16 protein-coding genes are annotated in these 13,916 nt (G+C 60.4%); 8 read left to right on the top strand and 8 right to left on the bottom strand.

Annotation, left to right across the window (positions count from 1 at the left end):
* Positions 1-29: 29 nt before the first annotated feature.
* From M9827_RS11270 to M9827_RS11255, 4 genes are read left to right on the top strand one after another with little or no spacing between them, the layout of a single operon-like run.
* The gene (locus M9827_RS11270; protein ID WP_007911760.1) at positions 30-512 is read left to right on the top strand and encodes a Fur family transcriptional regulator; all 483 of its coding nucleotides are present in this window, start codon (positions 30-32) and stop codon (positions 510-512) included.
* Entirely contained in the window at positions 512-1,297 is a 786-nt protein-coding gene (znuC, locus tag M9827_RS11265) for a zinc ABC transporter ATP-binding protein ZnuC (RefSeq protein WP_250605521.1), read from the top strand. Before M9827_RS11270 ends, znuC begins: the two co-directional genes overlap by 1 nt.
* The gene (gene znuB / locus M9827_RS11260; RefSeq protein ID WP_007911758.1) at positions 1,290-2,078 is read left to right on the top strand and encodes a zinc ABC transporter permease subunit ZnuB; all 789 of its coding nucleotides are present in this window, start codon (positions 1,290-1,292) and stop codon (positions 2,076-2,078) included. Before znuC ends, znuB begins: the two co-directional genes overlap by 8 nt.
* Before the next feature lie 37 nt (positions 2,079-2,115).
* Positions 2,116-2,829: a PA5502 family lipoprotein gene (locus tag M9827_RS11255; protein ID WP_250605520.1), complete on the top strand. Its 714-nt coding sequence runs from the start codon at positions 2,116-2,118 to the stop codon at positions 2,827-2,829.
* Positions 2,830-2,913: 84 nt separating this feature from the next.
* Here the strand turns inward: M9827_RS11255 and katE are convergent, their stop codons facing one another.
* Entirely contained in the window at positions 2,914-5,055 is a 2,142-nt protein-coding gene (gene katE / locus M9827_RS11250) for a catalase HPII (RefSeq protein WP_250605895.1), read from the bottom strand.
* 260 nt (positions 5,056-5,315) lie between these two features.
* Here katE and M9827_RS11245 point away from each other — a divergent pair, with 260 nt between their 5' ends.
* From M9827_RS11245 to M9827_RS11235, 3 genes are all read left to right on the top strand, one after another.
* Entirely contained in the window at positions 5,316-6,323 is a 1,008-nt protein-coding gene (locus tag M9827_RS11245; RefSeq protein WP_038365023.1) for a methionine ABC transporter ATP-binding protein, read from the top strand.
* On the top strand, positions 6,323-6,997 hold the full coding sequence (locus tag M9827_RS11240; protein ID WP_160054515.1) for a methionine ABC transporter permease: 675 nt from the start codon (positions 6,323-6,325) through the stop codon (positions 6,995-6,997). Before M9827_RS11245 ends, M9827_RS11240 begins: the two co-directional genes overlap by 1 nt.
* Positions 6,998-7,070: 73 nt before the next feature.
* Positions 7,071-7,841 carry a MetQ/NlpA family ABC transporter substrate-binding protein gene (locus M9827_RS11235; RefSeq protein ID WP_250605519.1) on the top strand — a complete coding sequence of 257 codons (771 nt, stop codon included), beginning with the start codon at positions 7,071-7,073 and terminating at the stop codon, positions 7,839-7,841.
* A 313-nt stretch (positions 7,842-8,154) separates the two neighbouring features.
* Here the strand turns inward: M9827_RS11235 and M9827_RS11230 are convergent, their stop codons facing one another.
* Genes M9827_RS11230 through M9827_RS11210 form a run of 5 tightly spaced genes read right to left on the bottom strand, consistent with a single transcriptional unit; the run spans position 8,155 to position 12,063 of the window.
* Complete coding sequence (locus M9827_RS11230) at positions 8,155-8,790, bottom strand: SCO family protein (RefSeq protein ID WP_008081211.1); 636 nt, start codon at positions 8,788-8,790, stop codon at positions 8,155-8,157.
* Positions 8,787-9,686 (bottom strand): heme o synthase, encoded by a 900-nt coding sequence (gene cyoE, locus M9827_RS11225; protein ID WP_250605518.1) that lies wholly within the window; start codon positions 9,684-9,686, stop codon positions 8,787-8,789. Before cyoE ends, M9827_RS11230 begins: the two co-directional genes overlap by 4 nt.
* Positions 9,674-10,753: a COX15/CtaA family protein gene (locus M9827_RS11220; protein ID WP_250605517.1), complete on the bottom strand. Its 1,080-nt coding sequence runs from the start codon at positions 10,751-10,753 to the stop codon at positions 9,674-9,676. The genes cyoE and M9827_RS11220 overlap by 13 nt, the downstream gene beginning before the upstream one ends.
* A 10-nt stretch (positions 10,754-10,763) precedes the next feature.
* On the bottom strand, positions 10,764-11,357 hold the full coding sequence (locus M9827_RS11215) for a PA_0111/PP_0108 family redox-active disulfide protein (RefSeq protein ID WP_250605516.1): 594 nt from the start codon (positions 11,355-11,357) through the stop codon (positions 10,764-10,766).
* Positions 11,323-12,063 (bottom strand): SURF1 family protein, encoded by a 741-nt coding sequence (locus tag M9827_RS11210; protein WP_250605515.1) that lies wholly within the window; start codon positions 12,061-12,063, stop codon positions 11,323-11,325. The genes M9827_RS11215 and M9827_RS11210 overlap by 35 nt, the downstream gene beginning before the upstream one ends.
* A 71-nt stretch (positions 12,064-12,134) precedes the next feature.
* Here M9827_RS11210 and M9827_RS11205 point away from each other — a divergent pair, with 71 nt between their 5' ends.
* The gene (locus M9827_RS11205) at positions 12,135-12,338 is read left to right on the top strand and encodes a twin transmembrane helix small protein (protein WP_123455033.1); all 204 of its coding nucleotides are present in this window, start codon (positions 12,135-12,137) and stop codon (positions 12,336-12,338) included.
* A gap of 91 nt (positions 12,339-12,429) precedes the next feature.
* Here the strand turns inward: M9827_RS11205 and M9827_RS11200 are convergent, their stop codons facing one another.
* Positions 12,430-13,317 carry a cytochrome c oxidase subunit 3 gene (locus M9827_RS11200; protein WP_123470225.1) on the bottom strand — a complete coding sequence of 296 codons (888 nt, stop codon included), beginning with the start codon at positions 13,315-13,317 and terminating at the stop codon, positions 12,430-12,432.
* Between the two features lie 25 nt (positions 13,318-13,342).
* Positions 13,343-13,894 (bottom strand): cytochrome c oxidase assembly protein, encoded by a 552-nt coding sequence (locus M9827_RS11195; RefSeq protein ID WP_064389744.1) that lies wholly within the window; start codon positions 13,892-13,894, stop codon positions 13,343-13,345.
* Positions 13,895-13,916 lie beyond the last annotated feature (22 nt).

Below are 13,916 nucleotides of genomic sequence, written 5' to 3'. Positions count from 1 at the left end.
AACGTCTCTATCAAAACTCGTCGCCGCCCATGCCTATTACACCGATTGCCAGCCGTCCCCACGACCACTCTCATTGCGTGCACAGCGCTTTGTCCGAGGCCGATACCTTGTGCGCCCAGAAAGGCCTGCGCCTGACCGCGTTGCGCCGCCGGGTGCTGGAACTGGTGTGGCAGAGCCACAAGCCGCTGGGCGCCTACGACATTCTCGCCGTATTGAGCGAGCAGGACGGCCGCCGCGCTGCGCCGCCGACCGTGTACCGCGCGCTCGACTTCCTTCTGGAAAACGGCCTGGTTCACCGCATCTCCTCGCTCAACGCTTTCGTTGGCTGCGTGCACCCGGAACACGCGCATCAGGGCCAGTTCCTGATCTGCCGCGACTGTCACGCCGCCATCGAACTTGAGCAAAAAGTGATCAGCGACGCGATCATCAACAGCGCCAAAGACGTTGGTTTCATCGTCGAAGCGCAGACCGTCGAAGTCGTCGGCCTGTGCTCCGGTTGCCAGGGGGCTTGATGAGCAATGCGCTGATCCGTCTGGAGCAGGTCGCCGTCACGTTTGCCGGGCAGGCTGTGCTGGACAATATCGAGCTGAGCGTCGAGCCGGGGCAGATTGTCACCCTGATCGGCCCCAACGGTGCCGGCAAGACCACGCTGGTGCGCGCCGTGCTTGGCCTGTTGAAACCGGACAGCGGCAGCGTCTGGCGCAAGCCCAAGCTGCGTGTCGGTTACATGCCGCAAAAGCTTCATGTCGATCCGACCTTGCCGCTTTCGGTGCTGCGCTTTTTGCGCCTGGTGCCGGGCGTTGATCGTCCGCGTGCGTTGGCGGCGCTGAAAGAAGTCGGCGCCGAACACGTCATCGACAGCCCGGTGCAAAGCGTTTCCGGCGGTGAAATGCAGCGCGTGCTGCTGGCTCGAGCGCTGTTGCGCGAGCCGGAATTGCTGGTGCTCGATGAACCGGTGCAAGGCGTCGACGTCGCCGGCCAGGCCGAGCTGTACAGCCTGATCACCCGTCTGCGCGACCGCCATGGCTGTGGCGTGCTGATGGTGTCTCACGATTTGCATCTGGTGATGAGCACCACCGACCAAGTGGTCTGCCTCAACCGCCACGTCTGCTGCTCCGGGCACCCCGAGCAGGTCAGCGGCGATCCGGCGTTTGTCGAGCTGTTCGGCAAGAACGCGCAGAGCCTGGCGGTCTATCACCACCATCATGACCACGCTCACGACCTGCATGGCTCGGTGGTCAAAGGGCCGCTGATTGGCCAACCCCACGTTCACGGAGACAACTGCAAGCATGGCTGATTTTCTGTTGTACGCCCTGCTTGCAGGTCTGGCGTTGGCGATCGTTGCAGGTCCGCTGGGTTCGTTTGTGGTCTGGCGGCGCATGGCTTATTTCGGCGACACCCTGTCCCACGCTGCCTTGCTCGGTGTGGCGCTGGGCTTTCTGCTGGATGTCAGCCCGACGGTCGCGGTGACGGTCGGCTGTCTGCTGCTGGCGGTGCTGCTGGTGACTTTGCAACAGCGTCAGCCGCTGGCGTCCGACACGCTGTTGGGAATTCTCGCACCGAGCACCCTCTCTCTCGGCCTGGTGGTACTAAGCTTCATGCATGAAGTGCGGATCGACCTGATGGCCTATCTGTTCGGCGACCTGCTGGCGATCAGTCCGACCGATCTGGCGTGGATCCTCGGTGGCAGCGCGGCGGTGCTGGTGTTGCTGGTGACATTATGGCGGCCATTGCTGGCGATTACCGTGCACGAAGAGCTGGCCAAGGTTGAGGGCCTGCCGGTCGCGGGCCTGCGCATGGCGCTGATGTTGTTGATCGCGGTGGTGATCGCGGTGGCGATGAAAATCGTCGGTGTGTTGCTGATTACTTCGCTGTTGATCATCCCGGCGGCTGCGGCACAGCGTCACGCCCGCTCCCCGGAGCAGATGGCACTGGGCGCGAGCCTGCTGGGCATGCTCGCGGTCTGTGGCGGGCTGGCGTTGTCGTGGTTCAAGGACACCCCGGCCGGCCCGTCAATCGTTGTGACGGCGGCCGCACTGTTTCTGTTGAGTTTTGTTCTGCCCCGTCGTGGGGTGTAGACTTGGCCGCTTTTTGCGCAATTAGAGAGTCGCAGGAATGAAGCCGTTCGCCTCCCGTTATCTGCTCCTTGTCGCATTTTCAGTGCTGCTGGGCGCCTGCCAAAGTACGCCGCCGGTGGTTGAAGCCCCCGATGCGCGGGCTACGGCCATCGCACAGCTGGAGCAAAGCCTGGCCAGCAGCGAACTGGCCACGGCAGAAGACCAGTTGGCCGCTTTGCAGAAAGAAACGCCAAACGACCAATCCCTTGAGCAATACCAGCGGCAACTGGCCGAGGCGTATCTGCGTCGCAGTCAGATCGTCCTGCAAAAGGGTGATGTGAATGCGGCCGCCACGGCGCTGAGCCGTGCCCGTGCGCTGATGCCGAAAGCACCGGCACTGACCGGTGGCGTTAATGGCGCCATCACCGAAGCGCGCAAGGCTGAGCTGGAAAAGGCTGAAGCCGCGTTGTTGGCAGCCGAAGCCAAGCCGAAAGCCAAGGTGATCGATCCGACCGCGGAAAGCACCACAGTTGCGCTGAACATCACCGATAGCCGTAAACTTCGCCGTCAACTCGATGCGATCGCCGCCGATGTGGTGAATTATGAGTGTGCTGTGACCATTCAGGCGCCGCGTACCCAGGACTATCCTTGGCTGGCGACATTGCTGACCAAGCGCGTGAAGAAACTCAATCCGGATTTTGATCTGCAGATCGAGAAGCAGATCGTGCGCACAGTACCGGCACAGATGGTATTGAGTCCGCGTAAACCGTAAAAGAGATCGCAGCCTGCGGCAGCTCCTACATGGGATTGAGATGCACCCTGTAGGAGCTGCCGAAGGCTGCGATCTTTTGCTTTTTTACGCAGGAATGGCCTTCGCCTTAGGCTCCCGTGCCCAAACCCGATGCTGCCCGATCGAGGCAAAGAACGGCTTGGTCAACCCCGGCACATCCTTGCCCTGCAGCAATCCAGCATCAGCCTCCAGCTTCAGCAGATCCTGCAACTGCTTGGCCTCGCCGTGCAGAGCGATCGCTTTCAGGTGCTTGTAGGCTTCCAGCAGGTAATGCAACGCCACGCCGTCGCCGCTCAACGCTTTCACCGACGCCGCGCCACCCGGCACAAACACCGCATCGAAGATCACCGACGGCATGCCTTCCATCGACGCATCCACCGCCAGGGTTTTGCCGTCTGCGGTTTTCACCGGCGCAGAAGTCGGGCCGAGCAACTTGGCGTGCGCACCCTCAGCAGCCAACGCCTTCTTCATTGCTTCAATCGCCGCACCATCGACGCCGTTGGCCGCAAGAATTGCCACTTTTCGCGTCTTGATGTTCTCTGGCAACAGATTCGCCTGACTCAGTGCCGGCGAGTGATCGAAGGCAACCTTGCGCACTTCGACCGTACCTTTGCTCGGCGCCGGCAGACCCAGATTGGCCGCGACACGCTTGGCCAGTTCCAGATCGATATTGGCGAGAATCTCGTTCACCTCCCGCGCGCGGATGAACTCACGCTCAACCTTGCCCAGCTCGAAACTGTAGGCGGCAATGATGTGCTCTTTCTCGTGGTCGCTCATGCTGTTGAAGAACAATGTTGCCTGGGAGAAGTGATCGCTGAACGATTCGCTGCGCTGGCGGATCTTGTGCGCATCGATGCGCTCTGGATAACTCTCGAAACCGCCGTCCTGCGCGGCTGGCGGCGTTTCTTTCGGCCAGCCACCATCTATAGAGTTCGGCTCATACGAGGCGCGGCCCTTGTCGATTACCGTACGGTGCTGGGCATCGCGCTGGCCGTTGTGGAACGGCGCCACCGGCCGGTTGATCGGCAACTCATGAAAGTTCGGCCCGCCGAGTCGGCTGATTTGCGTATCGGTGTAGGAAAACAGCCGACCTTGCAGCAACGGGTCATTGGAGAAATCGATGCCCGGCACGATGTGGCCGGGACAGAAAGCAACCTGCTCGGTCTCGGCGAAGAAGTTGTCCGGGTTGCGGTTCAAGGTCATCTTGCCCAGCGGCGTGATCGGCACGATTTCTTCGGGGATCAGCTTGGTCGGGTCGAGGATGTCGAAATCGAAGTCATGCTCGTTTTCCTCCTCGATGATCTGTACACCGAGTTCCCACTCTGGGTAGTCGCCCATCTCGATCGCTTCCCACAGATCGCGACGGTGGTAGTCGGTGTCCTTACCGGCGAGCTTTTGCGCCTCGTCCCACACCAGTGAGCAGGTGCCGGCAGTAGGGCGCCAGTGGAATTTGACGAAGCGTGATTTGCCTTCGGCATTGATCAACCGGAAGGTGTGCACACCGAAGCCCTGCATGCTGCGCAGGCTCTTCGGGATCGCCCGGTCGGACATCGCCCAGATGACCATGTGCGCCGATTCCGGCACCAGGGATACGAAGTCCCAGAAGGTATCGTGGGCCGAGCCGCCGGTAGGGATTTCATTGTGTGGCTCGGGTTTCACCGCGTGGACGAAGTCGGGAAACTTGATCGCGTCCTGGATGAAGAACACTGGCATGTTGTTGCCGACCAGGTCGAAGTTGCCTTCGTCGGTGAAGAACTTCACCGCGAATCCGCGTACGTCACGCACGGTATCGCCGGAACCACGCGGGCCCTGCACCGTGGAAAAACGCACGAATACCGGTGTCTTTTTCCCCGGATCCTGCAGGAAACCAGCCTTGGTCAGCTCTGAATGGTTCTCGTAGGCTTGAAAGAAACCATGCGCGCCAGTGCCGCGTGCGTGGACGATGCGCTCGGGAATACGCTCATGGTCAAAATGCGTGATCTTTTCCCGCATGATGAAGTCTTCAAGCAGCGAAGGCCCACGCGGGCCGGCCTTGAGGGTGTTCTGGTTGTCGGCGATCTTCACGCCCTGATTAGTGCGCAGGGCCTGGCCGGTGGCGTCGGAGCGAAACTTCTCCAGGCTGTCGAGTTTGGCATTGGTGTTGGCGCGATCCGGGGTATCGGTTCCGGCCATCTGGCTTTTGTCGGTCGTAGGCTTCTTGCTCATCAGACGTAAACTCCTCGGTTGACCCCGATCCTTACCGGGGACTCTTGAGTGGTTCCCGGGCACGGCACCCAGGGTTTTCAAGTCGCTTACTAAGTGACTGATGAGGCACTGCGGGCGTTCCTTTTTTATGACCTTTGATCTTGTTATTGCCAAATCGAAGGTTAATTGCGAAATAAATGCTAAGAACCTCTATACGGACAGGCTAAAATGCGCGCCCGGCTAACCGCTGATCCTTTTCTAACGCGCCCCACAAGGTTCGCTACGTGATCGAGTTTCAAAACGTCCACAAGACTTACCGCGTCGCCGGTAAGGACATTCCCGCGCTGCACCCGACCAGTCTCTCCATCGAGAACGGGCAGGTGTTCGGCCTGATCGGCCATTCCGGTGCGGGTAAAAGCACCCTGCTGCGTCTGATCAATCGCCTGGAAGATTCCAGCGGCGGCAAGATCATCGTCGACGGCGAAGAAGTCACTGCGCTGGACGCAAACGGCCTGCGCCGTTTCCGTCAGCAAGTCGGGATGATCTTCCAGCACTTCAACCTGCTCGCCTCCAAGACCGTGGCCGACAACGTTGCGTTGCCGCTGACCCTGGCCGGCGAACTGTCGGGCAGCGAGATCGACAAGCGTGTTGCCGAATTGCTGGCGCGGGTCGGCCTGTCCGACCACGCCAAAAAGTATCCGGCGCAATTGTCCGGTGGCCAGAAGCAGCGCGTCGGCATCGCCCGCGCCCTGGCGACCAAGCCGAAGATTCTGCTGTGCGACGAGGCCACCAGTGCCCTCGACCCGCAGACCACCGCATCGGTCCTGCAACTGCTGGCCGAGATCAACCGCGAACTGAAACTGACCATCGTCCTGATTACTCACGAGATGGATGTGATCCGTCGCGTCTGCGACCAAGTGGCAGTGATGGACGCCGGCGTGATCGTCGAGCAAGGTTCGGTGGCCGATGTGTTCCTGCATCCAAAGCACCCGACCACCAAGCGCTTTGTCCAGGAAAGCGAGCAGATCGACGAAAGCGAACAGCGCGATGACTTCGCTCACGTGCCGGGTCGCATCGTGCGTCTGACCTTCCAGGGCGAAGCGACCTACGCGCCGTTGCTCGGTACTGTCGCCCGGGAAACCGGGGTCGACTACAGCATCCTCGCCGGTCGCATCGACCGCATCAAAGACATTCCTTATGGGCAATTGACCCTCGCCGTCACCGGTGGCGACATGGAAGCGGCGTTCGCCCGCTTCACCGCCGCTGACGTTCACATGGAGGTATTGCGCTAATGGAAGACCTGATCAGTTTCTTCACCAATATCGACTGGTACGAAATCTGGCTGGCCACCGGCGACACGATGCTGATGCTCGGCGGTTCGCTGCTGTTCACCGTGTTGCTAGGCCTGCCGCTGGGCGTGTTGCTGTTCCTCTGCAGCCCGCGTCAGTTGCTGGAAAACCGTGGCCTCTACGCGTTCATGTCGCTGGCGGTGAACATCCTGCGTTCGCTGCCGTTCATTATTCTGTTGATCGTGATGATCCCGTTCACCGTGCTGATCACTGGCACGTCGCTGGGTGTGGCCGGTGCGATTCCGCCACTGGTGGTAGGTGCAACGCCGTTCTTCGCGCGTCTGGTGGAAACCGCGCTGCGTGAAGTCGATCGCGGCATCATCGAAGCGACCCAGTCGATGGGCGCGACCACCCGGCAGATCATCATCAACGCCTTGCTGCCGGAAGCCCGTCCGGGCATCTTCGCGGCGATTACGGTGACGGCGATTACACTGGTGTCCTACACGGCGATGGCCGGTGTGGTCGGCGCCGGTGGTCTGGGCGATCTGGCGATCCGTTTCGGCTACCAGCGTTTCCAGACCGACGTGATGATCGTCACCGTGGTGTTGCTGCTGATTTTGGTGCAAGTGTTGCAGATGGTCGGTGATCGACTGGTCGTGCACTTCTCGCGCAAGTAATCCGGATTTGAAAGCATGAGCCGGCCATTCGCTGGCAGGCGCCAGACGGGCGCTTTGAAAAGGAGTTAGCTGAATGAAAAAACTGATCGCTGCTTTTGCTGCCGTTGCAGCATTCTCGGCCCACGCCGAAACCCTGACCGTAGCCGCCACCCCGGTGCCGCACGCGGAAATCCTCGAGTTCGTGAAGCCGGCGCTGGCCAAAGAAGGCGTGGATCTGAAGGTCAAGGTCTTCACCGACTACATCCAGCCGAACGTGCAGGTCGCGGAAAAACGTCTGGACGCCAACTTCTTTCAGCACCAGCCGTACCTCGATGAGTTCAACAAGGCCAAGGGCACCAATCTGGTCGCCGTGACCGGTGTGCACCTGGAGCCGCTGGGCGCCTACTCGAGCAAGCTGAAAGACCTGAAAGATCTGCCAAGCGGCGCTAACGTGGTAATCCCGAACGACGCCACCAACGGCGGCCGTGCCCTGTTGCTGCTGGCCAAGGCAGGCGTGATCACGTTGAAGGATTCGACCAACATCCTGTCGACCGTCAAAGACATCGCGACAAACCCGAAAGACCTGAAGATCCGTGAGCTGGAAGCCGCGACCATCCCGCGCGTGCTGACTCAGGTTGATCTGGCGCTGATCAACACCAACTACGCGCTGGAAGCCAAGCTCGATCCGTCCAAGGATGCGCTGGTGATCGAAGGTAACGACTCGCCATACGTAAACATCCTCGTGTCCCGCCCGGACAACAAGGACAGCGACGCGATGAAGAAACTGGCTGCTGCACTGCACAGCCCGGAAGTGAAGAAGTTCATTACCGAGAAGTACAAAGGCGCGGTATTGCCGGCGTTCTGATTTGGATGGCTGCAATGAAAAAGGGGACGCCAATGGCGTCCCCTTTTTTGTGTCTGGTGTCTGGCTTTGGACCTGCTTTGAAGCTGCCCCTCTCCCAGAGGGAGAGGGGGCCGACCGAGGTGTCTGGCGCTATGCATCGACCTGAAAGATCCAGTCGATTATGGATTCGGCACAACACATCGACTTGAACGGTCTTGGCGATTATGGATTCAGCACAGCGCTTACAAGTCGGTGTATTGCTTCAGCATCCCCCAATCAGTCCCCTCTCCCTCTGGGAGAGGGCTAGGGTGAGGGGCTTTTCGCTCTTCAGCTTTTATTTGCGGTTAAGCATCACCGGCAGCTGCGCAACCAGTTTGGCGTTGTTCAACGGCGCTCGAATAAACCCACGCTGCGTGCCATCCGGCCCGATCACCGCGAGATTGCCGCTATGGTCCACGGTGTAATTGGGCTTACTCGTATCCGCCGGAATAAACGGAATACTCACCGCGTTCGCCACCTTCTGTAGCTCTTCGATCGATGTCGGCGTCAGTCCAATGAACTGCGGATCAAAATAGCCCAGATACTGCTTCAACTGCTTCGGGTTATCACGGTTCGGGTCAACGCTGACCAGCACGATCTGCAACTTGTCCACAGCGTCCTTGGGCAACTCGCTCTTGATCTGCCGCAACTGCGCGAGGGTAGTCGGGCAGATGTCCGGGCAGAAGGTGTAGCCAAAAAACAGCAGGCTCCACTTGCCTTTGAGCTCATTGATCGCCACCGGTTTGCCGTCCTGATCGGTCATCGTCACGTCCGGCAGATTGCGGCTCTGCGGCAGCAGGATAATACCGGCGTCGATCAGCGCAGTCGGGTCGCCCTGGCCTTTGCCGCTCAGCACTTTGTTGACGGTCAGGCCGAGGATCAGCGCGATCACGGCGACGAGGATGAAGACGGTTTTCTGGGTTCGAGTCATAGGTTCAACAGTAAGTAGTGGTCTACGAGCAGGGCGATGAACAACAGGAACAAGTACCAAATAGAGTATTTGAAAGTGTTGATCGCCGCGTGCGGCCGAGTGCCACGGTACAGCACCACGGCCCATTGCAGAAACCTTGCGCCCAGCGCCAGCGCGCAAATCAGGTAGAGCATGCCGCTCATGTGAATCACGTACGGCAGCAGGCTCACCGCCAGCAGCGCGAAGGTGTAGAGCAGAATGTGCACCTTGGTGTAGTGCTCGCCATGGGTGACCGGCAGCATCGGGATGTCGGCCTTGGCGTATTCCTCTTTGCGATGGATCGCCAGCGCCCAGAAGTGTGGCGGCGTCCAGGCGAAGATGATCAGCACCAGCAGCAGCGGTTCGGCGCTGACGTGGCCAGTGGCGGCAGTCCAGCCAAGCAGCGGCGGGGCGGCGCCAGCGAGGCCGCCGATAACGATGTTCTGCGGCGTCGCGCGTTTGAGAAAACCGGTATAGATCACCGCATAACCGAGCAGCGAAGCGAGGGTCAGCCACGCCGTGACCGGATTGGTGAAGGTCAGCAACAAGGCCTGACCGAGCAACGCCAGCACCAAGGCAAAGGTCAGCGCCGCAGCAGGCGACACCCGGCCTTCCGCCAATGGCCGTTTATGTGTGCGTGCCATCACCGCATCGATGCGCCGATCGACTACATGGTTGACCGCCGCCGCGCCCCCGGCACACAGGGCAATCCCCAGATTGCCGAACACCAGCACCGTCCACGGCACCCCGGCGCGGGTCGCGAGGAACATGCCGACCAACGAGGTGATCAGCATCAGCACCACGACTTTCGGTTTGGTCAGCTCCAGATAATCACGCCAGATCGCCTGATGCGGGCGCTCGCCAATCAGAATCGCCACGGCGTTTCTCCTTTAATAGTGATGGGCGCGGCCGCGTGTTTGCGCGGGCTAAGGCGCCAGCGCGCCAGCACCGGTTGTTTGACCCGAACCAGACTGGTGCGCGCGTGATAGTTGACCAGCACCATGGTCAGCAACAGCGCCGCACCACCGGCGTTATGCGCGACCGCCACCGGCAGCGGCAGGTGGAACAGGACGTTGCTGATGCCGAGGGTGATTTGTGCGCCGAGGGCGATCACGACCAACCCGGACAGCCGGGTCATGCCGACCACTTTCAGTTGCCAGGCGAGACCGAGCAGCACCAGCGTCACCAACAGCGCACCGATGCGGTGAGTCAGGTGAATCGCCGTGCGCGCATCGCTGTCGAGTTGTCCGCCGAGATAATTCGGGCCGATGTGTTGAGTCAGGTGAAAACCATTGGCGAAATCCGCTGGCGGCAACCATTGCCCGTGACACGTCGGGAAGTCGATACAGGCCACTGCCGCATAGTTGGAGCTGACCCAGCCACCCAGCGCGATCTGGCCGATCACCAACAACAATCCCGCCGTCGCCCAATACTGCAAGCGCTTGGGCACGGTCAGCGCCGGCAGCACGCCGGACAATCGCAACGTCAGCAAAAACAGCAGACTCAACGTCGCAAAGCCGCCGAGCAAATGCCCGGTGACCACCTGCGGCCAGAGCTTGAGCGTCACCGTCCACATGCCGAACGCCGCTTGCGCAAACACCACCGCCAGCAGAAACAGCGGCAGCTTCAACGGTTGCCCCGGATGACGCCGGTTGACCCACGCACGCCCGGCCAGAATCGAAATGAGCAGGCCAAGGGTGCCGGCGAAGTAGCGGTGGATCATCTCGTTCCAGCCCTTGTGCGCCTCCACTGGCGAGTCGGGGTAATGCAGTTCGGCATGGGCCAGTTGCGCTTCGCTTTTGGGCACGCTGATAAAGCCGTAGCAGCCCGGCCAGTCCGGACAGCCGAGGCCGGCGTGGGTCAGGCGCGTATAGGCGCCGAGCAGCACCACAATCAGTGCCAGCAGGGTGGCAAACAGCGCGAGGCGAAATCCAGGTTTGGCCATGACGATGCCCTTATCCGATGTTCGACAGTTTCAGCAGGTGACGCAGGTCGTTGAGCAGATCCTTGCCTTTCACATTCGGCTCGTAGCGCAGCACGAGGTTGCCGTGCGGGTCGATGATCCAAAGTTGTGGCGTGGCTTTGTCGCCAGTGGTTTTGCTGAACACACCAGCGTCCAGCGGATAGCGTTGCAGCTGTGGATATTCACGGGTCAGCTTGGCTTCGTAATCGGCGCTCACCGGTTGCGCCAAGGCGAGTGCATGGCTGGCACGCCCGGCCTCGCGACCAAGGCCGATCTGGATCTGCCGCGCCAGGTACACCAGTTGCTGGCAATCCACTGCACACTCCTTCGGCGCAGTGACCAGCATTTGCCAGCGTTCCTCATCGGCCTGTACGCCGAGATCGGCGCGGGTCTGGCCGTTGCCGATCAGTTCGCCGTGATAACTGCGCCCTTCCGGCACCCAGAACTGCAATTTGTACATGCCGGTGGCGAGCAGCATCGGGCCGACCACGCCGAGCACGATCAGCAGCAACTGAATGCGCCCGCGACGGCGGCTGGCGGCAGGTTTCGTCTCAGACATGCTGGGTGGATTCATGGCCGTTCCCATGGTGTTTCTCCTTTGCGTTGTGCCAGCCCAAATAGACGTAGAGACCGAGCAGGGCGGTGGCCATGGCGAACCACTGCACGGCGTAACCGAGGTGTTTTTCCGGGCCCATCGCAACCACCGGCCAATCGGCCTCGTAGCTGCCCGGGCCGGGTTCGGTGCGTAATTCGTAGGCGAAGCCGTCGCGTTCGAGGGTTTTCCACAGCCTGGTGGGTTCGACGGCAGTGATGGTTTGCGGCCAGCTGTTGCTGACCGGATCGGCGTGCAACTGGAAGGTCGCGCCGGGGGCGACGTAGACCCAGGCATCGACATTCAGTGCATCAGCAGGCGTGGTGAATTGCGGCGGCACGCGGCGATCCGGCCACGGCAACCAGCCGCGATTGACCAGTAGCCACAGACCGGTGCGTTGATCCTGAAACGGTTGCAGCAACTCGACGCCGACCTTGCCGTTCCGTTGGCGGTTATCCAGCAGCAGACTGTGCGCGGCATCGAACTGGCCGTGCAGGTGCACGCGGCGATAGGCCGGATCGGCGCTATTGAGCAATTCGGTGCTGGCCATCGGTTCGGCCGCGCGGCGCTCGGCGTAACTGGCGAGCAGGGCGGTTTTTTCGGTGCCCCGGCTCAGTTGCCAAAAGCCCAGCGACACCAGCAGCGGCAGCAACAACGCCACCACCACGGTCGGTATCACGCCCGGGCGAAAACGCTTCATGGCTGTGCCACAAAGTCAGTCGTCGCGATCGCTATACTCAACTGCATCGCCTGTCCCCCGGAGTTCTTCCCATGCTCAAAACAGCGATCGTCCTGATGCTGATTGCCACGGTGATCAGCCTGTTCAGCGGCCTGTTTTTCCTGGTCAAGGACGACAGCAGCTCGAATCGCCTGGTCATCGCCTTGAGTGTTCGGGTGGCATTGGCCGCCATCACCGTCGGCTTGATCGCCTGGGGCTTCTACAGCGGCCAACTGGTGTCCCACGTTACGTGGTAGCTGCAAGCGGTCAGCTACAAGCTACAAGCTACAAGTTAGAAGCTTTACCGCTTTGAGCTTGAGGCTTGCAGCTTGAGGCTTGCCGCTGTTGTTAAAGCACATAGACGAAGATGAACAAGCCGATCCACACCACGTCGACGAAGTGCCAATACCAGCTCGCCGCTTCGAAACCGAACTGGTGCTCGTTGTCGAAATGGCCCTTCATGATGCGCATCAGCATCACGAACAGAATGATCGTGCCGATGGTCACGTGCGCACCGTGGAACCCGGTGAGCATGAAGAACGTGGCGCCATAAATGCCCGAGCCGAGGGTCAGGCCCAGTTCGTGATAGGCGTGGATGTATTCTTCAGCCTGGAAACCGAGAAACGCGCAGCCCAGCAATACCGTGATCGCCAGCCAGATTTTCAGCGCGCCGCGATGGCCCTTTTTCAAGGCATGGTGGGCGATGGTGATGGTCACGCTGGAGCTGACCAGCAGAATTGTGTTGATCAGCGGCAGGCCCCACGGGCTGATGATGTCTTTCGGGGGCGGGAACAGTTTCGGATCCGGCGTGTGCAGCAGCGGCCAGGTGAACTGGAAGTTCGGCCACAGCATGTGCGCGATGCCTTTGGTGCCTTCACCGCCGAGCGCTGGCCCGGAGATGTGTCGCACGTAAAACAGCGCACCGAAGAAGGCGATGAAGAACATCACCTCGGAGAAGATGAACCAACTCATGCCCCAACGAAACGAGCGATCCAGCTGGGCGCTGTAAAGTCCCGCGCGGCTTTCCTTGATCACCGTGCCGAACCAGCCGAACAGCATGTACGCGACCAGCAGGCCACCGACGAAAAAGATCAGCGGACCATGGGATTCCGGGCGCGCGGCCTTCAGATCGTTGAACCAGACAGCCAGACCGTACACGGTGACCAACATCCCGATCGTGGCAATGATCGGCCATTTGCTCTGGGCCGGAACGAAATAGTGCTCATGAGTTGCCATTTATTGTTCTCCTTATCGGGCACGCTCAACCGCCAGTGTTTACAGCCACTGGTGGATGTCGGGCGGTGATATCGAACAGCGTGTAGGACAGCGTCAGGTGCTTCACATCCTTGGGCATGTCGCGGTCAACAATGAAGCGCACCGGCATCTCGATCTGCTGACCGGGCTGCAGCACCTGTTGGGTAAAGCAAAAGCATTCGGTCTTGTGGAAATACGCCGCGGCGTTGCTCGGCGCGATGCTCGGCACGGCTTGCGCACTCATCGGCTTGTCGGTGGGGTTGCGCGCAATGAAGATCATCTCGTTGACGGCGCCGGGGTTGGCGGTCAGCTCGTCATGCTTGGGGTAGAAGTCCCACGGCATGTCGGCGGTGTTGGTCGACAGGAACTGCACGCGCACCTGCCGCGAGGTGTCGACCACCTGCTCGCCCTCGTACTGTCCACCGGTCTTGCCGTTGATGCCGAAGGCTTTGCACATCACGTCGTAAATCGGCACCAGGGCAAAGCCGAAGACAAACATCGCCACCACCACCCCGAGCAGGCGGGTGACGAGTTTTTTCATCGAGATCGAATCAGCCATGATTTTCAGCCTCCACATGAAT

Source organism: Pseudomonas sp. AKS31, assembly GCF_023634765.1.
Lineage (GTDB): Bacteria > Pseudomonadota > Gammaproteobacteria > Pseudomonadales > Pseudomonadaceae > Aquipseudomonas.
The sequence above is the reverse complement of the archived record's forward strand: the minus strand, read 5'-3'. Positions and strand labels throughout refer to the sequence as shown.

What these genes read in the sequence shown, in the direction of transcription:
- M9827_RS11270 (WP_007911760.1), top strand. Translation starts at nt 30, where the DNA reads ATGCCTATTACACCGATTGCCAGCCGTCCCCACGACCACTCTCATTGC.
- znuC (WP_250605521.1), top strand. Translation starts at nt 512, where the DNA reads ATGAGCAATGCGCTGATCCGTCTGGAGCAGGTCGCCGTCACGTTTGCC.
- znuB (WP_007911758.1), top strand. Translation starts at nt 1,290, where the DNA reads ATGGCTGATTTTCTGTTGTACGCCCTGCTTGCAGGTCTGGCGTTGGCG.
- M9827_RS11255 (WP_250605520.1), top strand. Translation starts at nt 2,116, where the DNA reads ATGAAGCCGTTCGCCTCCCGTTATCTGCTCCTTGTCGCATTTTCAGTG.
- M9827_RS11240 (WP_160054515.1), top strand. Translation starts at nt 6,323, where the DNA reads ATGGAAGACCTGATCAGTTTCTTCACCAATATCGACTGGTACGAAATC.
- M9827_RS11235 (WP_250605519.1), top strand. Translation starts at nt 7,071, where the DNA reads ATGAAAAAACTGATCGCTGCTTTTGCTGCCGTTGCAGCATTCTCGGCC.
- M9827_RS11230 (WP_008081211.1), bottom strand. Translation starts at nt 8,790, where the DNA reads ATGACTCGAACCCAGAAAACCGTCTTCATCCTCGTCGCCGTGATCGCG.
- M9827_RS11220 (WP_250605517.1), bottom strand. Translation starts at nt 10,753, where the DNA reads ATGGCCAAACCTGGATTTCGCCTCGCGCTGTTTGCCACCCTGCTGGCA.
- M9827_RS11215 (WP_250605516.1), bottom strand. Translation starts at nt 11,357, where the DNA reads ATGGGAACGGCCATGAATCCACCCAGCATGTCTGAGACGAAACCTGCC.
- M9827_RS11210 (WP_250605515.1), bottom strand. Translation starts at nt 12,063, where the DNA reads ATGAAGCGTTTTCGCCCGGGCGTGATACCGACCGTGGTGGTGGCGTTG.
- M9827_RS11205 (WP_123455033.1), top strand. Translation starts at nt 12,135, where the DNA reads ATGCTCAAAACAGCGATCGTCCTGATGCTGATTGCCACGGTGATCAGC.
- M9827_RS11200 (WP_123470225.1), bottom strand. Translation starts at nt 13,317, where the DNA reads ATGGCAACTCATGAGCACTATTTCGTTCCGGCCCAGAGCAAATGGCCG.
- M9827_RS11195 (WP_064389744.1), bottom strand. Translation starts at nt 13,894, where the DNA reads ATGGCTGATTCGATCTCGATGAAAAAACTCGTCACCCGCCTGCTCGGG.